The organism is Nocardioides sp. NPDC004968, from assembly GCF_040608935.1.
In the GTDB taxonomy this organism is placed as follows: Bacteria; Actinomycetota; Actinomycetes; order Propionibacteriales; family Nocardioidaceae; genus Nocardioides.
Genome location: NZ_JBEXJF010000031.1, coordinates 39,379 through 59,795 on the forward strand (window position 1 = coordinate 39,379; position 20,417 = coordinate 59,795).

At 69.5% G+C, this 20,417-nt stretch carries 24 protein-coding genes; 18 read left to right on the forward strand and 6 right to left on the reverse strand.

Annotated features, from left to right (window positions below; genetic code table 11):
- Positions 1 to 3 precede the first annotated feature (3 nt).
- Positions 4 to 1,344, reverse strand: coding sequence for a cytochrome P450 (locus ABZU72_RS22255; RefSeq protein WP_355020981.1), 1,341 nt, complete (start codon positions 1,342 to 1,344; stop codon positions 4 to 6).
- A gap of 124 nt (positions 1,345 to 1,468) precedes the next feature.
- Between ABZU72_RS22255 and ABZU72_RS22260 the strand changes: the two genes are divergently transcribed.
- Positions 1,469 to 2,548, forward strand: a complete 1,080-nt coding sequence (locus ABZU72_RS22260) for an NAD(P)-binding domain-containing protein (protein ID WP_355020982.1) — start codon at positions 1,469 to 1,471, stop codon at positions 2,546 to 2,548.
- An 18-nt stretch (positions 2,549 to 2,566) separates the two neighbouring features.
- On the opposite strand, the gene ABZU72_RS22265 is transcribed toward ABZU72_RS22260, so the two are convergent.
- Positions 2,567 to 2,986 (reverse strand): pyridoxamine 5'-phosphate oxidase family protein, encoded by a 420-nt coding sequence (locus ABZU72_RS22265; protein WP_355020983.1) that lies wholly within the window; start codon positions 2,984 to 2,986, stop codon positions 2,567 to 2,569.
- A 232-nt stretch (positions 2,987 to 3,218) separates the two neighbouring features.
- Between ABZU72_RS22265 and ABZU72_RS22270 the strand changes: the two genes are divergently transcribed.
- Entirely contained in the window at positions 3,219 to 3,953 is a 735-nt protein-coding gene (locus ABZU72_RS22270; RefSeq protein ID WP_355020984.1) for an aspartate/glutamate racemase family protein, read from the forward strand.
- Here the strand turns inward: ABZU72_RS22270 and ABZU72_RS22275 are convergent.
- Together ABZU72_RS22275 and ABZU72_RS22280 are read right to left on the reverse strand one after the other, a co-directional pair.
- Positions 3,917 to 4,501: a GNAT family N-acetyltransferase gene (locus tag ABZU72_RS22275; protein WP_355020985.1), complete on the reverse strand. Its 585-nt coding sequence runs from the start codon at positions 4,499 to 4,501 to the stop codon at positions 3,917 to 3,919. The genes ABZU72_RS22270 and ABZU72_RS22275 overlap by 37 nt on opposite strands.
- Positions 4,498 to 6,549 (reverse strand): AAA family ATPase, encoded by a 2,052-nt coding sequence (locus tag ABZU72_RS22280; RefSeq protein WP_355020986.1) that lies wholly within the window; start codon positions 6,547 to 6,549, stop codon positions 4,498 to 4,500. Before ABZU72_RS22280 ends, ABZU72_RS22275 begins: the two co-directional genes overlap by 4 nt.
- Before the next feature lie 177 nt (positions 6,550 to 6,726).
- Between ABZU72_RS22280 and ABZU72_RS22285 the strand changes: the two genes are divergently transcribed.
- From ABZU72_RS22285 to ABZU72_RS22315, 7 genes are all read left to right on the forward strand, one after another.
- Positions 6,727 to 7,044 carry a hypothetical protein gene (locus ABZU72_RS22285; protein ID WP_355020987.1) on the forward strand — a complete coding sequence of 106 codons (318 nt, stop codon included), beginning with the start codon at positions 6,727 to 6,729 and terminating at the stop codon, positions 7,042 to 7,044.
- A 31-nt stretch (positions 7,045 to 7,075) separates the two neighbouring features.
- The gene (locus ABZU72_RS22290) at positions 7,076 to 7,990 is read left to right on the forward strand and encodes an ABC transporter ATP-binding protein (RefSeq protein WP_091042336.1); all 915 of its coding nucleotides are present in this window, start codon (positions 7,076 to 7,078) and stop codon (positions 7,988 to 7,990) included.
- Positions 7,990 to 8,820, forward strand: a complete 831-nt coding sequence (locus ABZU72_RS22295) for an ABC transporter permease (protein WP_355020988.1) — start codon at positions 7,990 to 7,992, stop codon at positions 8,818 to 8,820. The genes ABZU72_RS22290 and ABZU72_RS22295 overlap by 1 nt, the downstream gene beginning before the upstream one ends.
- 1 nt (position 8,821) lies before the next feature.
- Positions 8,822 to 9,634, forward strand: a complete 813-nt coding sequence (locus ABZU72_RS22300; RefSeq protein WP_355020989.1) for an ABC transporter permease — start codon at positions 8,822 to 8,824, stop codon at positions 9,632 to 9,634.
- A gap of 72 nt (positions 9,635 to 9,706) precedes the next feature.
- A complete protein-coding gene (locus tag ABZU72_RS22305) occupies positions 9,707 to 10,849 on the forward strand; it encodes a methyltransferase domain-containing protein (RefSeq protein ID WP_355020990.1) in 1,143 nt (380 codons plus the stop codon).
- Positions 10,850 to 10,864: 15 nt separating this feature from the next.
- A complete protein-coding gene (locus tag ABZU72_RS22310) occupies positions 10,865 to 11,059 on the forward strand; it encodes a DUF3046 domain-containing protein (RefSeq protein ID WP_355020991.1) in 195 nt (64 codons plus the stop codon).
- Complete coding sequence (locus ABZU72_RS22315; RefSeq protein ID WP_355020992.1) at positions 11,056 to 12,294, forward strand: MFS transporter; 1,239 nt, start codon at positions 11,056 to 11,058, stop codon at positions 12,292 to 12,294. Before ABZU72_RS22310 ends, ABZU72_RS22315 begins: the two co-directional genes overlap by 4 nt.
- A gap of 41 nt (positions 12,295 to 12,335) precedes the next feature.
- Here the strand turns inward: ABZU72_RS22315 and ABZU72_RS22320 are convergent, their stop codons facing one another.
- Complete coding sequence (locus ABZU72_RS22320; protein ID WP_355020993.1) at positions 12,336 to 12,986, reverse strand: DUF305 domain-containing protein; 651 nt, start codon at positions 12,984 to 12,986, stop codon at positions 12,336 to 12,338.
- Positions 12,987 to 13,081: 95 nt separating this feature from the next.
- Positions 13,082 to 13,525, reverse strand: a complete 444-nt coding sequence (locus ABZU72_RS22325; protein ID WP_355020994.1) for a DUF6153 family protein — start codon at positions 13,523 to 13,525, stop codon at positions 13,082 to 13,084.
- A gap of 132 nt (positions 13,526 to 13,657) precedes the next feature.
- Between ABZU72_RS22325 and ABZU72_RS22330 the strand changes: the two genes are divergently transcribed.
- The 9 genes from ABZU72_RS22330 (at position 13,658) to ABZU72_RS22370 (ending at position 20,310) form a co-directional block, all read left to right on the forward strand.
- Positions 13,658 to 14,368 carry a DUF4396 domain-containing protein gene (locus tag ABZU72_RS22330; RefSeq protein WP_355020995.1) on the forward strand — a complete coding sequence of 237 codons (711 nt, stop codon included), beginning with the start codon at positions 13,658 to 13,660 and terminating at the stop codon, positions 14,366 to 14,368.
- 89 nt (positions 14,369 to 14,457) lie between these two features.
- Positions 14,458 to 14,919, forward strand: coding sequence for a VOC family protein (locus ABZU72_RS22335; RefSeq protein ID WP_355020996.1), 462 nt, complete (start codon positions 14,458 to 14,460; stop codon positions 14,917 to 14,919).
- Positions 14,920 to 15,176: 257 nt separating this feature from the next.
- Complete coding sequence (gene recA, locus ABZU72_RS22340; protein WP_350659050.1) at positions 15,177 to 16,235, forward strand: recombinase RecA; 1,059 nt, start codon at positions 15,177 to 15,179, stop codon at positions 16,233 to 16,235.
- A gap of 205 nt (positions 16,236 to 16,440) precedes the next feature.
- Complete coding sequence (locus ABZU72_RS22345) at positions 16,441 to 17,022, forward strand: regulatory protein RecX (RefSeq protein WP_355020997.1); 582 nt, start codon at positions 16,441 to 16,443, stop codon at positions 17,020 to 17,022.
- Entirely contained in the window at positions 17,019 to 17,519 is a 501-nt protein-coding gene (locus ABZU72_RS22350; RefSeq protein ID WP_355020998.1) for a phosphoribosyltransferase, read from the forward strand. Before ABZU72_RS22345 ends, ABZU72_RS22350 begins: the two co-directional genes overlap by 4 nt.
- 23 nt (positions 17,520 to 17,542) lie before the next feature.
- The gene (locus tag ABZU72_RS22355; RefSeq protein WP_355020999.1) at positions 17,543 to 18,238 is read left to right on the forward strand and encodes a GNAT family N-acetyltransferase; all 696 of its coding nucleotides are present in this window, start codon (positions 17,543 to 17,545) and stop codon (positions 18,236 to 18,238) included.
- Positions 18,239 to 18,278: 40 nt separating this feature from the next.
- On the forward strand, positions 18,279 to 19,121 hold the full coding sequence (locus ABZU72_RS22360) for a PPK2 family polyphosphate kinase (protein WP_355021000.1): 843 nt from the start codon (positions 18,279 to 18,281) through the stop codon (positions 19,119 to 19,121).
- The gene (locus tag ABZU72_RS22365) at positions 19,118 to 19,900 is read left to right on the forward strand and encodes a HipA family kinase (protein ID WP_355021001.1); all 783 of its coding nucleotides are present in this window, start codon (positions 19,118 to 19,120) and stop codon (positions 19,898 to 19,900) included. The genes ABZU72_RS22360 and ABZU72_RS22365 overlap by 4 nt, the downstream gene beginning before the upstream one ends.
- Positions 19,900 to 20,310 (forward strand): DUF3037 domain-containing protein, encoded by a 411-nt coding sequence (locus tag ABZU72_RS22370; RefSeq protein ID WP_355021002.1) that lies wholly within the window; start codon positions 19,900 to 19,902, stop codon positions 20,308 to 20,310. Before ABZU72_RS22365 ends, ABZU72_RS22370 begins: the two co-directional genes overlap by 1 nt.
- Positions 20,311 to 20,417: the final 107 nt, after the last annotated feature.

Here is a 20,417-nt window from a genome sequence, read left to right on the forward strand (position 1 = left end):
TCCTCAGATCCGGGTCAGTTGGATGGGGTTGCCGTCCTTCGGGAACGGCAGCGAGCTGTTGTCCAGGGGCGCGCGGTAGCCGGGGGAGACGCTCCATCGGTAGTTGCGCAGGAGCCGGTGCAGGATCGACTTGACCTCGAGACCGGCGAAGTAGAGCCCGATGCACTTGTGCACCCCGCCGCCGAACGGCTCCCACGCCATCCGGTGGCTCTTGTCCTCGCGCCGATGCGGCGCGAAGCGCTCGGGGTCGAAGACGCTCGGGTTGGTCCAGTACTCCTCCATCATGTGGCTGAACTGGACCCCGACCATCACGCCCATGTCGGCCGGGATGCGGACCCCGAGGAGGCTGGTCTCCTTGACCGTACGCCGGATCAGCGCCGGCACCGGGGCGCGCAGCCGCAGCGCCTCCCGCATCACCAGGTCGAGGCTGCTGAGGTCGTCGATCTCTTGCATCGTCGGCGCCTCGCCGAGCGCGAGGGACTCCTCGCGGCAGCGCTGCTGCCACTGCGGATGCTGGCCGAGGTACTGGAGCATGGTCGAGGAGGTGATGGTCGAGGTGTCGTGCGCGGCCATCATCAGGAAGATCATGTGGTTGACGACGTCCTCGTCGCTGAACCGCTCGCCGTCGTCGGTCTCGATGTGGCACAGCACCGAGAAGATGTCGTCGCTCGCGGTGGCCCGTTTGGCGGGCAGGTAGTGGCGCAGGAAGCCCTCCAGCACCTTGCGGCCGCGGAACGCCCTGCCCCAGCGAGTCATCGGCACATCGCCACGTACGACACCGGCGGCCGCCTGCACGCAGGCGATGAACGCCTTGTTGACCCGGTCCATCTCGGCTCGGCTGGTCTCGGCCGCACCACCCATGAAGATGTCCGCGGCGATGTCGAGGGTGAGCTGCTTGAGCCGCGGATAGGCCTGGAACGCGGGCGCGTTGGCCCAGCCGCGCATGCCCTGCGCGATCGCCGGGTGCATCGCGGTCGTGTAGGTGGCGAGCCGGTCCCGGGTGAAGGCCTCCTGCATGATGCGGCGATGGGCGTGGTGCTCCTCGAAGTCGAGCAGCATCAGGCCGCGGTCGAAGAAGGGGCCGACGATCTGCCCCCAGGCCGGCCCGTTGGCGAAGGCCTTGTCCTTGTTGCGCAGAACCGCCTCGCACGCGTCCGGTCCGAGCGCGACCACCCCGGCCTCGCCGGCACGGAAGAACGGCGAGACCGGACCGTACGTCTCCCACTGGTGTCGATAGAAGCCGACCGGGTCGCGGGAGTAGTCGAGCAGCCGGCCGATCCAGGGGAGGCCGCGGTCGCCGGGCGCGAGTCGTGGGATCTCGCGTAGCGCCTCGGTCGCTGTCATGGTGCCTGATCCATCGTGTCCGACCTCCCGGTCCCGAGTGACTCTGCCGAGGGTAGTCAAGTAGAACGTGTTCCCGCAGTATTTCGCGGGGCATGGATGCGCCTCGTGCGTTGTTGAGGTGTCCGTGGAGAGCTACGAATCAGTGGTGATCGGTGCCGGTCAGGCCGGTCTGTCGGCGTCCTACCACCTCAGCCGTCTGGGCGTACGCCACGTCGTCCTCGACGCCGAGCGGCGTCCCGGTGGCGCCTGGCAGCACCGCTGGGACTCGCTGACCATGCACGACGTCCACGGGGTCGCAGATCTGCCGGACGGGCGGGCGCCGGGGGAGTCGGGGGAGCGGGCCAACGTCGCCGTGCCGGGATGGTTCGGGACCTATGAGACCTTGCACGACCTGCCGGTCGAGCGCCCGGTGAAGGTCACCTCGGTGACCTCGGTCGGCGACCTGCTCGCGGTGCACTCGGCCGACGGTCGCACTTGGTTCACCCGGACGCTGGTCAACGCGACGGGGACCTGGACTCGGCCGTTCGTCCCGCACTACCCCGGGGCCTCGACGTTCCTCGGGGAGCAGGTGCACACCCATGACTATCCGGGCGCCTCGCATTTTCGGGGCTCACGGGTCGCGGTGGTCGGCGGGGGAGCCTCGGCGGTGCAGTTCCTCGGCGAGCTCGCGCCGATCACCTCGGTGCTGTGGGTGACCCGGCGGGAGCCGGTCTGGCGCTCCGACTTCGACGCCGAGCGTGGACGCGAGGCGGTGACGTTGGTGGCCGAGCGGGTCGAGGCCGGCCTGCCGCCGGCCAGCGTCGTCAGCGTCACCGGTCTCTCGCTGCGACCGCAGGAGCAGGAGGCCGCGCGGCTCGGGGTCTACGAGCGCCGGCTGCCGATGTTTGCGCGGATCGAGCCTGACGGGCTCCGATGGGACTCGGGGGCTTTCGAGCGTGTCGACGCGATCCTGTGGGCCACCGGGTTCCGGCCTGCCGTCACCCATCTCGCTCCGCTTCACCTGCGCAGCTCTCATGGCGGGATCCCGCTGCTGCGCGGCTCGGCCGACGTCCAGACCGCCGTCACCGCTGCGTACGACCCGCGTGTCCAGCTCGTCGGCTACGGTCCCTCCGCGAGCACCATCGGGGCCAGCCGTGCCGGCCGGGCCGCAGCGCTCGCGGTCCGGCGACAGCTGGCCGAGGAGGGTCGGCTCGCGGCTCGGTGAGCCTCCTTCACAGCGAGGTCACAGCGAGCCCAGGTCGGCCGAGATCCAGTGCTCCGGCGTGAGCCGGATCGTCACCTCGGGCGGAAAGTTCGCCGCCTGCGCCAGGTAGGCGTCGGCTGCCTCGGGAGGCAGGTACCGTCGGGCCATCGCCTCCGCCTCGCCCTCGGCGGCATCGGCTATCTGTACCGGCCCTTCGACCGAGACGTACCTGACCGTCGGCTCGAGGCGCTCGACCATCAGCGTGCAGCGTCCTGCTGCGCGGATCAGTCTCGTCTTCAGCGAGTCCTTTCCCGTGACGAACCATGCGTCGCCGCCGGGGGTGTAGTCGTACCAGATCGGGACTGTCAGGGGTGCTCGTCCGTCTTCTCGGCTTACCGAGAGGGCTGCGATCAGCGGTTGGGTCAGGAGGTCTTGGCGGTCTGTGAGTGGGATACCCATGCCTTCGACCGTACTTCTTGGTTGGTGTGGCCACGGAACACTCCCCGACGGCAGGTGAACGCTCCACCCTTAAGCCAGACAAGGGGCCTCCGCGTGGAAGAAAAATTTCTTCCACCGGTCGGACCGACCGTCCAGCTCCCAAGCCCCCGCCAAACCAAATCTCCGCGGCAAACAGCCCACCGAAGCCATCAGCTGCAAGGTGGAAGTTGGTCGCCCAGGGACACTAGGTGGCATGCGACGGATCGGCGTACTGGGCGGGATGAGCTGGGAGTCGACGGCGGAGTACTACCGCCTGCTCAACGAGATCACCGCGAAGCGGCTCGGCGGGCTGCACTCGGCGGACCTGCTCGTACGGTCGGTGGACTTCGCGGAGATCGAGGAGATGCAGGCATCCGGCGAGTGGGAGCGAGCGGGGGAGCGCCTTGCCGCGGAGGCGGCGACGCTCAGCGACGCCGGGGCCGAGGTGATCGTGCTGGCCACGAACACGATGCACAAGGTGGCCGGGGCGTTGGAGGAGACGTACGGGGATCGTTTCCTGCACCTCGGCGACACGACGGCGGCTGCGGTCGAGGCGGCGGGGGTCGGGCGGGTCGGACTTCTCGGCACCGGGTTCACGATGTCGCAGCCGTTCTACGCCGACCGGCTCCGCGGCCACGGCCTCGAGGTCACCGTCCCCACCGAGCCGGACCAGGAGACCGTCCACCGGATCATCTACGAGGAGCTGTGCCTGGGGACGTTCCTGGACAGCTCCCGGCAGGCGTACCTCGAGATCATCGACCGCCTGGTCGCCGCCGGCTGCGAGGGCGTCATCCTGGGGTGCACCGAGATCGAGCTGCTGCTACCGATCGAGACGTACGCGGGTGTGCCGCTGTTCCCGACGACCAGGCTGCACTGCGAGGCCGCGATCGAAGCGGCGCTCAGCCCCCGGGGTCAGCGCCGCGCCCACTCCTCGGCGAGGATCGCGTAGGAGAGGCCGTCGAGCCAGCCGCGGGTGCGGTGCAGGGAGTCCTTGACGGTGTGCGACTCGCGCCGCATGCCGAGGCGCTCCATGAGTCGCCAGGAGGCCTCATTATCGGCGAAGCACTCCGCGACGATGCGGCGTAGACCCAGGGAACCGAAACAGACATCGAGCACGGCGCGTACGGCCTCGGTGGCATAGCCGTTGCCCTGGTGGGCCGGGTCGATCGTCCAGCCGAGCTCGGCCTGGGTGCCGTTGCCGTGCTCGCGCACCTCGGTCTGCGACCACGGGTCGCTGATCCGCAGCATGAGGTCGCCGACGACGACGCCGTCGTGCTCGATCACCAGGGCGGAGCCGATGATGTCGGGGTTCTCGAAGACCTTGCGGTAGGCCTCGAGGTCCGCGAACGCTGTCGTCACCCATTCGGCCACCTCGGGAAGCGCTCGGAAGGCCCAGGTCGGCTCGATGTCGGCGGGCGTCATCCGGCGGATCACGAGGCGCTCCGTGAGTAGCGGCCAGTCGGCCTTCTCCAGCGGATCAGGTCGGGCGTCGATCATGCGCCCACCTTGGCATCAACCCGCTCCGGGACGCCACCGAGTTCTTCGGGAAGGCCGTCATGTCGTACGACCAGGGAGGTCACTGCGCGGGTGAGGCAGACGTAGAGGCGCCGGAGGCCGGTGTCGCGGTCAGGCTCGCCGGCGACGATCCCGGTGGGGTCGGAGACGACGACGTGGTCGAACTCGAGCCCCTTCGCGAGCGAGGCGGGAACCAGATCGAGATGGGCGTCGAACTCGGTCTCCTCGTCGCCGGCCACGCCTATCTCGGCGAAGGAGAGCCCGGCGTCGGCCAGCTCGGCGCGCACCGTCGCGAGCGAGGCGTCGGGCACGATCAGCCCCACCGACCCGGGGCGCTCCAGGGCAGCCCCGAGCGCCTCCACCATCGACGACGTGGTGAAGGTCAGGTCGCCGCGCGCACGGCGTACCGCGACCGGCGGCTCCAGGTCGGGGGCGATGTGGGGGAGGAGGCGGGCCGCGTAGGCGATCACATCGGCTGGGACCCGGAACCCACGCGTCAGCTGCTCGACATGGCCGTCGGGCTTGCCGAGGTGTGCCAGGGCATCGGCCCACGACGAGGAGGCCCACGGGGTGGTCGCCTGGGCGAGGTCGCCGAGGATCGTCAGCGAGCCCGTGGTCGAACGGCGGCCGAGCGCGCGCAGCATCATCGCGGACAGGTCCTGGGCCTCGTCGGCGACGATGTGGGCCACCGACGGCGTGCGGTCGAGCAGGTCGGCGATCTCGTCGAGGAGCACCAGGTCGGCCAGCGACCAGCGCGCCGCGGCTGCCGAGCGCGGCGGCTTCTGCCAGAGCAGGCTCGCCTGCTCCGCCTCCGAGAGGAGCCCGTCGGCGACCTCGGCCAGCCAGGCCGCGTCGGTGAACAGCCGGAACAGGACCCGGGCGGGCTTGAGGTCGGGCCAGAGCGCGGCGGCGTAGTCCTTGACCGGCTTCGCCCGCGCCACCGCGTCGTGCACCCTGTCGTCAGGTGAGTCGCCCGAGCGCTCCATCTGCACCAGCACCCGGTGGGCCAGGGCGCGCGGGAGCAGCGCCCGGCCCGCCGCGTACCGCAGATCGTTGGCGCGCAGCCCCTCCAGCGCCTCCCGTGCCTCGTATGACGGCACCCGCCAGCGTCGCGAGCCGCGCGGGACGACCAGCGCCTCCTCCGGGTCGCCGACGTGGGACCAGACCGCCCGGCGGAGCACCTCGGCCATGCGTACGTCGCCCTTCAGCGTCGCCACCGGCGCGGGCTCCTCAGCGCGGACGGCGCCGTGGCTCTGCCCATTTTCGGCGACCAGCTCCGCGATCGTCGCCTGCTTGGCCTCGATCTCACCCAGCGCGGGGAGTACGTCGCGGATGTAGCGCAGGAACGAGGCGTTGGGGCCGATGATCAGGACGCCGCGCCGGGTCAGCTGGTCGCGGTGCGCGTAGAGGAGGTACGCCGCCCGGTGCAGTCCCACGGCGGTCTTTCCCGTCCCCGGCGCACCCTGCACGACGATCGTCTGGGACAGGTCGGCGCGGACCAGCACGTCCTGCTCGGGCTGGATGGTCGCGACGATGTCCCGCATCGGTCCCACGCGCGGCCGCTCGATCTCGGCCTCGAGGATCGCCGAGTGCTCCGGCCCGGCCCCGGCGTCGGTCAGCGACTCGTCCTCGAACGCGGTCAGGTCCCCGTGGGAGAAGCCGTAGCGCCGCCTCCGCGCCAGTCCCATCGGCTCGGTCCGGGACGCCCGGTAGAACGGGACGCTGACCGGAGCCCGCCAGTCGACCACCATCGGGTCGCCTGCGCTGTCGGAGATGTGGCGCCGGCCGATGTGGAACGATTCGGCTCCCATATCAGCGGTCCGGTCGATGCGTCCGAAGAAGAGCGGCACGTCAGGATCGTCGGCGAGCTGTTCCAGGCGGCGCGCGAGGGTGGCGTCGAGGATCTCGACGCTGACCCAGTTGCCGGCCGTGGATGAGTCCAGCGACTCCACCTTCTTCCGCATCCGGGCCAGATCCTGCCGGGAGGCGGCCAGATGGGCCCGCTCGGCGTCGAGGTCGTCTATGGGCATGGCTGGTTCATCGCTTCTCCGTCGGCGGCAGGGTTCGATGGGGGCGCGGGGTCAAAGGCCCCAACATAGGCGACCACAGAGTGGGCGCCCAACAGGTTTATCCGGGCGTACGTTGGGCATTGGATGCACAATTGCACCGTGAGCCTGTTCGATCGTTTCCGACGCCGCGGGACGCGCATGAGCCGTCCGACAGGCGAGAGCTACACCGGATCCACAAGAGTTCGCGCCGCGGACTCCACCGACCAACAGCATCTCGAGCAGTTCGTGAAGACCCGGCGCGGTGTCGAGGGGTTCGTCGAGCCGCGCACCGTCGTCAGCGAGGTGACCCTGCTGCTGGTCGCGCATGACGGCGAGTGGACCCGGCGGCGGGTGCCGTCGGCGCAGTGGGCGCACAAGTTCGCCAACAAGAACGGAGTCCCGTCGTACGACGCCGCGGTGGTCGGCGTACCGCAGCGGATGCGCGACTACAACCGGCGCAAGCGTCAACAGGGTTGATCTAGTCTTTGCCGACGTGGGTGAGGACCTGATGATCTCGGCGCGCGGCTTGCGCAAGTCCTTCGGCGACTTCGAGGCGGTGCGCGGGATCGACGTGTCGGTGCGCCCCGGTGTGGCCTTCGGTTTCCTGGGGCCGAACGGCGCCGGCAAGTCCTCGACGATGCGGATGATCTGCTGCGTCTCGCCGCCGAGCGGGGGAGAGCTGCGGGTCTTCGGGATGGATCCGGCCAAGGACGGGCCGAAGATCAAGGCCCGGCTCGGGGTGTGCCCGCAGGAGGACACCCTCGACGTCGAGCTCAACGTCTACGACAACCTCTTCGTCTACGGCCGCTACTTCGGGCTGCCGAGGGCCGAGGTGAAGGGTCGGATCGAGGAGCTGCTCGACTTCGTCCAGCTCACCGACAAGGCCAAGGCGAAGGTCGACGACCTCTCCGGCGGTATGAAGCGACGGCTGACGATCGCCCGGAGCCTGATCAACCGACCCGAGATCCTGGTGCTCGACGAGCCGACCACCGGTCTGGACCCGCAGGCCCGCCACGTCATCTGGGACCGGCTCTTCCGGCTCAAGCAGGCGGGCGTGACGCTGCTGCTGACCACCCACTACATGGACGAGGCCGAGCAGCTGTGCGATGAGCTCGTGGTCATGGACCAGGGCCGGATCGTGGCCCACGGGACGCCGCTGGGACTCATCCAGCAGCACTCGACCCGCGAGGTCGCCGAGCTGCGCTTCGGCGTCGGCGAGCACGAGGCGCTGGCCGCCAAGGTCGAGGACCTCGCCGAGCGGGTCGAGGTGCTGCCCGACCGGCTGCTGCTCTACAGCGACGACGGCGAGGCGGTCATCGAGGCCGTCCACAGCCGAGACCTGTCCCCGGTCGCGACCCTGGTGCGGCGCTCCTCGCTGGAGGATGTCTTCCTGCACCTGACCGGCCGGACCCTGGTGGACTGATGACCGACTACGCCGACTCCGGACCGGCGACCCCGCCGACGGCGCCCGCGGGGCTGGTCTCCGGCGCGCTCCGGATGGGCGACTACTGGCTCACCGTCCTCGCGCGCACCTGGAAGGGCGGGGTGATCACGACCTTCGTGACGCCGTTCTTCTACGTGCTGGCGCTGGGCGTGCTGCTCGGCGGCTTCGTGGAGGCCGATCCGGCCACGCTGGAGGGCGCCGACTCCTATCTGGCCTTCGTCGCGCCGGGCATGGTCGCGGCCCACGCGATGACGATCGCCTTCTCCGAGATGACCTATCCGGTCTACGGGATGGTCAAGTGGCAGCGGATCTACTTCTCGATGATCGCCTCGCCGCTGACCGCCTCCCACATCGTGCTGGCCCAGCTGGGCTTCCTGATGCTGCGTACGTTGTTCGCCTGTGGGGTCTTCCTGCTGGTCCTGGCCCCCTTCGGGGTCTTCGAGACGTGGTGGGGCCTGCTGATGGCGTGGCTGGTGCAGGGTCTGGTCGTGCTGGCCTTCGGGACGCCGGTGCTGCTGTTCTCGCTCTCGATCAAGGGCGAGGAGTCGTTCGCGCTGATCTTCCGGCTGGGGATGATCCCGCTGACGCTCTTCTCCGGCACGTTCTTCCCCGTCGCCAACCTCGGGCCGGTGCTGGAGAAGGTCGCGATGGCCTCGCCGCTGTGGCAGGGCGTCAACCTGACCCGGATGCTCGCGCTGGGCGAGATCGACTGGGCGCTGGCCGCGGTCCACGTCGGCTATCTCGGACTGCTCGCGGGCGTCTGCTGGTGGCTCGCGGTGCGCAAGCTGGACGAGAGGCTGGTCTCCTGAGATGGCCCTCTTCACCGCTGCCGTGAGCGCCACCGTCGCCCGTCCGCTACGAGGCGGCGAGGCCGCCCGGCTGCTGCTGTGGCGCAACATCCTGGTCTATCGGCGCGCCTGGCTGGTGTTCATCACCGGCTTCCTGGAGCCGGTCTTCTACCTGTTCTCGATCGGCATCGGCGTGGGTGCGATGGTGGTCGGCTTCGAGTACGCCGGCAAGCCGGTCGACTACCGCGAGTTCGTCGCCCCCGGGATGATCGCGGCCTCGGCGATGAACGGGTCGCTGCTCGATGCGACGTTCAACTTCTTCTTCAAGTTGAAGTACAACAAGCTCTACGACCAGATGCTGGCCACCCCGCTGCGTACGGTCGACATCGCGGTCGGCGAGATCCTCTGGAACCAGCTGCGCAGCGGGATCTACGTGACCGCGTTCCTGTTGATCATGGTCGCGATGGACCTGGTCCACTCCTGGTGGGCGCTCCTGGTGGTGCCGGCGGCGCTGCTCATCGGGTCGGCCTTCGGGGCCGTGGGCATGGCGCTGACGACCTACATGACCTCCTGGCAGGACTTCGAGAAGGTCACCCTCGCGATGATGCCGATGTTCCTGTTCAGTGCCACGTTCTTCCCGGTGACGGCCTATCCGGAGTGGCTGCGCTGGATAGTGGAGGTCACGCCCCTCTACCGCGGTGTCGTGCTGTGTCGCGAGCTGACGCTCGGGGTGCCGTCGTGGGGCTCGCTGGTCTCGGTGGTCTACCTGCTGGCGTTCGGGGCGGTCGGCCTCGTCGTCGTGCGGCGCCGGCTCGACTCCCTACTCCTCACCTGAGCGGCAGCAACTCGCGTCTCACAGGCAGGATCTCGCTCGTGACGTCCTCGGTGGGCCGTCAAGATGGATCCCATGACCTATGACGCGATCGAGCCGGACACCAAGGACTGGACGTGGGTGCTCGACCGGCCCTGCCCGGAGTGTGGCTTCATCGCCGGTGCCGTGACCGCGGACCAGCTCCCCGAGATCGTGCGGGACAACGCGACCTACTGGGAGATCTACCTCGCCGCCGACAACGCCAGCGACCGCCCCCAGCCCGGGGTGTGGTCGGCGCTGGAGTACGGAGCGCACGTACGCGACGTCCACCGCATCTTCGGCGAGCGGCTGCAGCTGATGCTGACCGAGGACGAGCCGCGCTTCGCCAACTGGGACCAGGACGTGGCCGCCCGCGAGGGTGACTACGCGGCCCAGGACCCGGCGGTCGTCGCCGAGCAGCTGATGGACGCCGCCGACGAGATCGCCACGATCTACGAGAAGGTCCCGCCGGACGCGTGGGGCCGTCGTGGGACCCGGTCCAACGGCGACGTGTTCAGCGTCGAGTCGCTGGGCCGCTACCACCTCCACGACGTCGTCCACCACCTGTGGGACGTACGCGCGGCCGCCAAGCAGGCGACCGTCGCCGCCTACGACGCCAGCGTCGCGACGTACGTCCAGGGCAGCTCGTTCTCCGAGGAGAACCGTTCGGTCCTGGACCGATTCCTGGCCGCGCTCGAGCCAGGCGACCACGTGCTCGAGATCGGCACCGGACCCGGCCACGACGCGAAGGCGCTCGAGAACGGGGGAGTGCGGGTTCGGCGCACCGACATCAGCGAGGGGTTCGTGGCGCACCTGCGCAAGCAGGGGTACGCCGCTGCCTGCCTGGACCCGCTGACCGACGATCTGCGCGACCCGGTCCACCCCGATGTCCCCTATGCCGCGGTCTGGGCCTCGGCGACGCTGCTGCACGTGGCTCGCGACGACTTCGGGTCGGTGCTCGCCCGGCTCGCCGAGGTGACCCGTCCCGGCGGTGCGCTGCACGTGTCGTTGAAGGAGGGTGACGGCGAGGAGTGGACCAACCGTGGTCGCGTCGAGGCTCCCCGCCTCTTCGTCTACTGGCGCGAGCCCGCGCTCCGGGCGGCGCTGGACGAGGCTGGCTGGGAGGTGCTCGAGGTCGGGCACGCCGACGGACGCCTCGGCGAGGTCTGGCTGGACGTCCTCGCCCGTCGGCGCGCCTGAGTAGCATTCGGGGCGATGAGACACACGGAGTTCTGGTCCCGGATGGACGAGGCGCTGGGCGCGGGTTACGCGCGAGCGTGGGCCCGCCAGTTCGTCATGGGCGACCTGGGCGGGCGCACCGCCCAGGAGGCCCTCGACGACGGCGTCCCGCCCAAGGAGGTCTGGGCCGCGGTCTGGACGGCCCTGGAGCTGCCGGCGCGTGAGCGGTGACGCTGGTCGCACCGGCCTCGGTGGCCACGGTCCAGAAGCGCACCATCCTCACCCTGGTCGCCACCCAGGCGGTCGGGGCGATGGGCATCACGATCGGCATCGCGACCGCCTCCCTGCTGGCGCGCGACCTGTCCGGCTCGGAGTCGATGGCAGGTCTCTCGCAGACGACCCAGGTGCTCGGCGCCGCCGTCGCTGCGTACGTCCTGGGGCGGGTGATGGACGCGCGCGGGCGCCGGTTCGGGCTGGTGGCGGGCTACCTGCTCGGGGCGGCCGGTGGGCTGCTGGCGGTGCTGGCCGGCGTGGTCGGGTCGATGACGCTGCTGCTGGTCGGTGCGGTGCTGCTGGGCGCGACCACGGCGGCCAACAACGGAGCACGGTACGCGGCGACCGACCTGGCACCTGCCAGGAGCCGTGCGCGGGCACTGTCGGTCGTCGTGTGGGCCACGACGTTCGGTGCGGTGATCGGCCCGAACCTGACCGGCGTCGCCGAGATCTTCTCCGACTCCGTCGGGATCCCGGTGCTCACCGGGCCGTTCGCGATCGGGTCGATGGCGATGCTGGCCGCCGCGCTGGTGGTCGGGGTCTTCCTGCGACCTGACCCGCTGCTGGTCGCCCGGGAGAGTGCTCCGGTCACGGAGAAGGCCAAGGGAACGAGCTGGCGTCGGGCGATCGCGGTGATCCGAGAGCGCCCCGCGCTGGAGGCGGCGGTCGTCGGGCAGGCCGCGGCCCACGCCACGATGGTGGCGGTGATGGTGATGACGCCGCTCCACATGGAGCACGGCGGCGCCGGCCTGGAGGTCATCGGGCTGGTGATCAGCGGGCACGTCCTGGGCATGTTCGCCTTCGCGCCGGTCGCCGGCTGGCTCGCCGACCGCGTCGGCCGGGCCGACGTGATGGCGCTCGGCGGCGGGGTGCTCCTGGTGTCCCTGGTCCTGTGCGCCGCGGCGCCGGAGGGCAGCTCGGGGCGGATCTTCGTCGGGCTCTTCCTGCTCGGCCTCGGCTGGTCGCTGGCCACGATCGCCGCGGCCACGTCGGTCGCGGACCACACTCCGCTCGAGGTGCGTGCCGACGTGCAGGGCACCGCCGACCTGATCATGGGCGTCGCCGCTGCCGCCGCCGGCGCGGTGTCGGGCGTCGTCGTCGACCTGGCCGGATATCCGGCGCTCGCGCTCGGCACGATCCTGCTGGTCACGGTGCTGTTCGGGGCTGCGTACGTGGCCCGTCGGTCGGCCTGAAGGGGGCAGGGCCGCTGGGCGGCCCTGCCCGTGAGGCATCCTCAGCCGAGGAGCTTCTCCATGGTGTCGATCTCGGTCGACTGCGACTCGATGATCGTCCCGGCCAGGTCGACGGCGGGCTTGAACTCGCCCTCGTCCTGCTCGGTCTCGGCCATCTTGATCGCGCCTTCGTGGTGCTCGATCATCATCTTCAGCCACATGTCGCTGAACTCGGCGTCGGAGGCGTTCTCGAGGGCGTCCATGTCCTCGCCCGACATCATCCCCGGCATGTCGTCCTCCATGCCCTCCATCGAGTCGGACATGCTGCTGTCCTCGTCCTCGTCGTCGCCGTGGCCCTCGTGGCCGCCGTTGACGTGATCACGCATCGTCGACGGCACCTCCTCGCCCCACTCCTGGAGCCAGCCGGACATGGTCTCGATCTCGGGGCTCTGGGCCGCCCGGATCGAATCCGCCAGCTCCTGAACCTCGGGCTCGAGGTCGCGGTCCATGGTCAGGTCGACCATCGACAGGGCCTGGGCGTGGTGCTGGATCATGTCGGTCGCGAAGGCGACATCGGCCTTGTTGTTCTCGGTCTCCGAGAGCTTCTGAGGAGCCGCGGCCTCCTCGCTGCCGCCACAGGCGGACAGGGTGAGCAGCACGGCCAGGCCGGCTGCCGCCCAGGTCGCGCGGAAGAGGGGACGTTGCGTACGCATCTGTTGTTTCTCCTTGTCAAGTGCTGATTACGGGCATCGCTGACCCACCTGCGGACCGCGGGCGTGGCCCGGGTCGCGGGTGGGGTCAGGGCCGCTCAGCACCTGATGACGGAGTAGGCCCAGACGGAGGGCGGGCCGGTCGCCGGATAGGTGAGCAAGGGCGCGAATCCGGGGGTCCGGGACCAGCCGCGGGCCCGCGAGAACCACCAGGCAGGAGTACGCCGCCACAGCCCGCTCAGGAGCAGCGCGCCGGCGGCGAGCAGGAACGCCGCGCACAGCATCATCGCCGTGTGCCCGGCGTCGCCCGGGTGTCCGGCGTCCTCGGCCGCGCCATGGCCGAAGTGTTCGAGCGCGTGCGTGTGCTCGACGTGGGCGGCGGGCAGGCTCAGCGCGCCGTGCTCACCATCGGAGTCGGTGCCGTGGAGGCTAAGCCCATGCATGGCCAGCAGACCGGCGACCGTGACCACGACCGCTGCCAGCAGACCGGCGCGCGCGACCGCACGGGTCGTGCGCTGTCGTCGTCGCGCTGCCGTCCACACACCGCACACCCTAAGGAGTCCTTCGCGGTTGGACAAAGTGGGCTATCTGGCCGGACTTCGCTTGCGATCACATACCCCCATGGGGTATGAATGAGGGGTAGGTACACCGAACGATCGATCAAGGGGAGCGACATGACGTCGCATGACGAGCACGTGCACGCCGGACATCAGCACGCGATGCACGAGGGTCACGAGGGCCATGGCGACCACTCGGCTCATGACGCGCATGGTGCGCACGGGGGCGGGGTGAACGCGATGGCGGCCAGCGCCACGCTGCACTGCCTCACCGGCTGTGCGATCGGTGAGATCGCCGGACTGATGATCGGCACCGCGATCGGCCTCAGCACGGGGTGGACGATCGCCCTGGCCGTCACGCTCGCGTTCGCCTTCGGCTACGCCCTCTCGACCCTGCCGCTGCTCAAGTCGGGCCTGGCCGTCGGTGCGGCGTTCAGCGTCGTGCTCGCCGCCGACACCCTCTCGATCGCGACGATGGAGCTGGTCGACAACCTGGTCATGGCGCTCATCCCCGGGGCCATGGAGGCCGGGCTGGTCAACGTCGTGTTCTGGATCGGGATGATGATCGCCCTCTCGGTGGCCTTCGTGGCGGCCTTCCCGGTCAACCGATACCTGCTCCAGCGGGGCAAGGGGCATGCGCTCACCCACCAGTACCACGGCGCGGAGCCGGTCCAGGAGGGCGTACGCCGCTTCATCCCGTCCTTCTCCAGCGGTGCCCTGGCCGCAGTGATCATCGCCTTCATGCTCGGTGGCCTGTCGGTCGCCGTCGCCGACGAGATGGGTGGCGGCTCGGCCCCCGCCGAACAGGTCGAGATGCAGGGCCACTGAGGCGGGCCTCGGTTCACCCTTGACCTCAAGTTCAGTTGAGCTCCTAGGTTCGTGAACATCCGAGCAACCGCCTGAGGAGACATGCCCGTATGACTGCCACCGCCATCCCGGAGACGTACCGCAATGCCGTCGTCGCCCACATCATGATCGACGGCGCCGCCGGAGCGATCGACTTCTACGCCCGCGCGTTCGGCGCCGAGGAACTGTTCCGTATCGAAGGCCCGGGTGGGCGGATCGTTCACGCCGAGGTCAAGATCCACGGGTCCGCGATCATGCTCGGCGATGCCGAGGGTCCGCTCTTCGGCGCGCCGACCACTGTCGGCAGCACCACGGTGGGGCTGCATGTCTTCGTGGACGACGTCGACGCGCTGGTGGAGCGTGCGACGGTGGCAGGCGCGGAGTTGCTGCAGGCGCCGGCCGACCAGTTCCACGGTGATCGCACGGCCATTCTCAGGGACCCGTACGGCCATGTCTGGGTCTTCCTCACCCACCTGGAGGATCTCACGTTGGAAGAGGTGGCTCGCCGGGCCGAGGAACGCTTCTCGGCATGACGATCCGCTGAGGCCACCGCTTCCGACACGCCCGAACAGGTGTTCACATCGAACGCTTGTTCGGGCTAGTGTGTGGTAGTAGGTGGAGCGTGGTTCGTGCTATCGGCCAGGCAAAAACAGGGTCGTGAAACACCGTGCCAGAGGGTCCCGTTCAAAACTGTCGGTGGTCCCGTCTAGCGTCTGCCTTGATGACGACGAAGACACGTGGACAAGCGGCAGGCAAGGGGAAGAAGTCTGCCCCTCAGGAAGGAAAGAACATGGCGGCAGGTGATCGCGAGAAGGCATTGGACGCCGCTCTCGCCAACATCGAGAGGCAGTTCGGCAAGGGCTCGGTCATGCGGCTGGGCGATGAGACCCGGGCTCCGCTGGAAGTGATCCCGACCGGCTCGATCGCGCTCGACGTGGCGCTGGGTCTGGGCGGTCTGCCCCGCGGGCGGGTCGTGGAGATCTACGGTCCGGAGTCCTCGGGTAAGACGACGGTGGCCCTCCACGCGGTCGCCAGCGCGCAGCGCGCCGGCGGCATCGTGGCCTTCATCGACGCCGAGCACGCGCTCGACCCGGAATACGCGAAGAACCTCGGCGTCGACACCGACGCCCTGCTGGTCTCCCAGCCCGACTCGGGTGAGCAGGCCCTGGAGATCGCCGACATGCTGATCCGCTCGGGCGCGCTCGACCTGATCGTCATCGACTCCGTCGCGGCGCTGGTGCCGCGGGCCGAGATCGAGGGCGAGATGGGCGACAGCCACGTCGGTCTGCAGGCTCGACTGATGAGCCAGGCGCTGCGAAAGATGACCGGTGCGCTCAACAACTCCGGCACGACCGCGATCTTCATCAACCAGCTGCGCGAGAAGATCGGCGTGATGTTCGGCTCGCCCGAGACCACGACCGGTGGTCGCGCACTGAAGTTCTACTCCTCGGTGCGACTCGACGTGCGCCGGATCGAGACGCTCAAGGACGGCACCGACATGGTCGGCAACCGCACCCGCGTCAAGGTCGTGAAGAACAAGGTGGCCCCGCCGTTCAAGCAGGCGGAGTTCGACATCATGTACGGGAAGGGCATCTCCCGCGAGGGCGGCCTGATCGACGTCGGGGTCGAGGCGGGCCTGGTGCGCAAGGCCGGCGCTTGGTACACCTACGAGGGCGATCAGCTCGGCCAGGGCAAGGAGAACTCCCGCAACTTCCTCAAGGACAACCCCGACCTGGCCAACGAGCTGGAGAAGCGGATCCTGGAGAAGCTCGGGGTCGTGCCGACGGTCGACGCCCCGGCCGACGGCGAGGCGCCCGTGGCCGAGCCCGCCGGCGTCGAGGACTTCTAGGTCCATAGGCACCGGCTGACTCGTGGCTTCGTCAAGGCCTGACCGTTCGTCCACCCAGGATCCCTGGGTGGACGAACGGCCCGCGCCCGACTGGCTCGGCGACGTGAGCCTCGGCGTCGAAGCCTGGGCGGGGAAGCAACAACCACCGTTGGTCGAGCCTGCTGCCCCGTCGGTTGAGCCGTCGTCGCGACGAAGGAGCGACGACGTGTCGAAACCAACACGTTCCCGCCGAAAGCAGCCTCGCCCCGCAGACCCCGCGGACCCCAAGAACGACCCCGAGCCCGACCACGAGGCGATCGCCCGCAAGATCCTCCTCGACGCCCTGACCGGTCAGGCGCGCAGCCGCAAGGAGCTCGCCGACAAGCTGGAGAAGAAGGAGGTCCCCGCAGCCCTGGCGACGCGGCTGCTGGACCGCTTCGAAGAGGTCGGCCTGATCGACGACGAGGCCTTCGCCAGGGCCTGGATCGCCAGCCGGCAGCCCGGAAAGGGCCTGGCCCGACGAGCCCTGGCCCAAGAGCTGCGCCGCAAGGGCATCGACGACGACGTGGCCCGCGATGCGCTCGACGAGATCGACCCCGACGACGAGCGTGAGGCCGGCCGGCGGATGGTCCGGCGCAAGCTGCGCTCCCTGGGGCGCTTCGACGACCAGACCAAGACCCGGCGTCTGGTGGGGATGCTCGCCCGCAAGGGATACGGCGCCGGTGTGGCCTACGGCATCGTTCGCGAGGAGCTCGCTCTGGCCGATGACGATGGCGCCGGCGGTCTCGTGTCAGAATCCGATCTGTGAGTGAGCAGCAAGAGCGCGAGATCCTGACCTACGACCTCTTCGGCACCGCGGTGCGCGACATCGCCCAGAAGGTCGTCGACAGCGGCTACGAACCCGACATCGTGCTCTCCATCGCCCGTGGCGGCCTCGCCCTCGGGATGGGTCTGGGCTACGCCCTCGACGTGAAGAACCTGTCCGCGATCAACGTGGAGTTCTACACCGGCGTCAACGAGCGTCTCGACGTCCCGATCATGCTCCCGCCGACCCCCGCGGCCGTCGACCTGACCGGGATGAAGGTGCTCATCGCCGACGACGTCGCCGACACCGGCAAGACCCTGGAGATCGTCCACGACTTCTGCGAGGGCCACGTGGCCGAGGCCCGCACGGCGGTGATCTTCGAGAAGCCGTGGACGGTGATCAACGCCGACTACGTCTACAAGAAGACCGACCGCTGGATCGACTTCCCGTGGTCCTCCCAGCCGCCGCTCGTCGACCGCCGCGGTGGCCAGGCCCACTGACCCCACGCGGTTAACCTGGGTGCATGTTCACGCCGGTTGCGGTCCACACCGGGACACACCGTCTCGGCGGAGTGACGCGCCCGGGGGAGAGCTGGGCAGCGGCGGCGACGAGGATCGCCGGGCGGCCTGCGTACGCGGTCGACCTCTCCGGTGAGGTGAAGGAGTTCTCCTCCGACCCGATGCCGGTGGTGGCGCTGCGGCCGATGACCCGCGGAGACCTGCCTCACCTGATCCGTTGGCTCAACGCGGAGCACGTGCACCACTGGTATGCCGTCGACGGCGAGCCGACGCCCGAGTGGGTGACGGAGAACTACGGGCCCGACATCGACGGCAAGACGCCGGTGACGTTCTGGGTGATCGAGGTCAACGGGCGCTCGATCGGCTTCTGCCAGGACTACCGGATCAGCGACGAGCCGGACTATGCGTTGCTCACCCCCGACCCGGACGCGATCGGCTTCGACTACGCGATCGGGGAGCCTGCCTTCGTGGGCCGTGGGATCGGGCCGCGGATGGCCTGGGTGTGGCTCACCTCGATCCCGCGCCGCTATCCCGGTGCGACGGCCTGCTTCGCGGCCCCCGACCACCGCAATGCCGCCTCGCTGCGGATGCTCGCCAAGGTCGGCTTCGAGCAGGGCACTTGGTTCGATGAGCCCCAGCCCGACGGATCGACGACCACGATGGTCGGCTGTTCGCTGGATCTGCGGCGCGTTCTCGGCTGACCCGCCCCGGTGGCTCCTCTTGCGGGCCTATCGTCGACCCATGAGCCTTCTTGACGAGCTGCGGCTACCGGCCGGACCGGTGGACCTACGGAAGTACGACACCAACTCCGCGCCGGGCGTCGGCGTCGACAAGGAGACCGGCAAGCAGGTGCTCGCCGAGCTCGGTCCGACGCTGATCGAGCTGCAGACCAAGCTGTTCGCCTCCAAGGAGAGCGACGACCCCAGGCGGGTGCTGCTCATCCTGCAGGGGATGGACACGTCCGGGAAGGGTGGCGTGCTCAAGCACACCGTCGGGCTGGTCGACCCCGTCGGCGTGAAGATCACCAGCTTCAAGGCGCCGACCGAGGAGGAGCGGGCCCAGGACTTCCTGTGGCGGATCGAGAGGGCGGTGCCGGAGCCCGGCTACCTCGGGGTCTTCGACCGCTCCCACTACGAGGACGTGCTGATCGGCCGGGTCCGCGGGCTCGCCGCCCCCGAGGAGATCGAGCGACGCTACGGCGCGATCAACGACTTCGAGAAGCGGCTGGCTGACGACAACACCGTCATCCTCAAGTGCATGCTGCACATCTCGCCGAAGGAGCAGAAGAAGCGGCTCCTGGCCCGCCTCGAGGACCCGACGAAGCACTGGAAGTACAGCCCCGGCGACATCGACGAGCGTCAGCTGTGGGACAGCTATCAGGAGGCGTACGAGATTGCGCTGGAGCGCACCAACACCGAGTACGCTCCGTGGTACCTCGTGCCGAGCGACAAGAAGTGGTATCGCAACCTGGCCATCGGCGAGCTGCTCCTGGAGACACTGGACCGGCTCGATCTCGACTGGCCCGCGCCCCGCTTCGACATCGCCGAGGAGAAGAGACGACTGGAAGAGGACACCATCTCGTGAGTCTTGAGACGGTGCGGGTGACGAGGTACGTCACCCCGCTCCGGGAGGGCGGCAGCCTGCCCGGGATCGTGGAGGCCGATGACCTCGGCACCTATGTCTGCAAGTTCCGCGGTGCGGGACAGGGGCTGCGGGTGCTGGTCGCGGAGGTGATCGTCACCGGCCTGTGCCGGGCGCTCGACATCCCCACGCCCGACCAGGTCGTGCTCGACCTGGATCCCGAGATCGCCCGCTACGAGGCCGACGAGGAGGTCCAGGACCTCCTCAACGTGAGCGCCGGGCTCAACCTCGGCATCGACTTCCTGGCGGGTGCCTTCGGCTACGACGCCGCCTACTCGCCCGAGCCGGCGCTGGCCGGGCGGATCCTGTGGATGGACGCGCTGATCGCCAACGTCGACCGCTCCTGGCGCAATCCCAACATGCTGCTGTGGAACGGCGCGCTCTACGTCATCGACCACGGCGCCTCGCTGTACTTCCACCATGTCTGGCCCGGTGGAGGCGGCGACCCGGCGCGCTACGCGGCGCAGCCCTTCGACACCTCCGAGCACATCCTGCGCGCCTTCGCGGACGAGGCGATCGCCCAGAACGACGAGCTCGCCTCGCGGCTCGACGACGCGGTGCTGGAGAAGGTGCTCGCCGACGTACCCGACGAGTGGCTCGAGCCCGTCCCCGGCTACGACACCCCGGAATCGTTGCGCGAGCGCTACGTCGCGTTCCTGCGGGCGCGCCTCGACGGCGGGCGCCCGTGGCTGCCCGCTGCCGAGCCCGCCCAGGAGGCGTGATGGACGCCTACCAGTACGTCGTGCTCCGCTGCGTACCCCGCCCCGAGCGCGAGGAGTTCCTCAACGTCGGCGTCGTTCTCCACTGCCCCGAGCAGAAGTTCCTCGCCGCCCGGTGGGCGCTCGACGAGCAGCGCCTCGCGGCCTTCGCCCCGGCCCTCGACCTCGCCCTCGTACGAGCCGCCCTCGAGTCGGTGGACCTGATCTGCGCCGGCGCCGCCCACGCCGGCTTCGGCGCGGGCGTCCGCGCCACGGCGTACGGACTCCGGTCGCTCTCCGACAACGAGTCCGCCCGCTTCGGTCTTCTCAAGGCCCCGAAGAGCACCGTTCTCCAGCCCGGCCCCGTCCACGGCGGGGTGACGGCGAACGCCCCAGCCGAGCTCGACCGCGTCTTCGCCCACCAGATCACCTGAAGTCGCGCCGAGTCGGCTCGTCCTGACCAAAACCCCCGCCGAGTCGGCTCGTCGCCACGGAGCCCCCGTCTGCATGACGCCAGGCCCGTCGGCGTACGTCCTCCTAT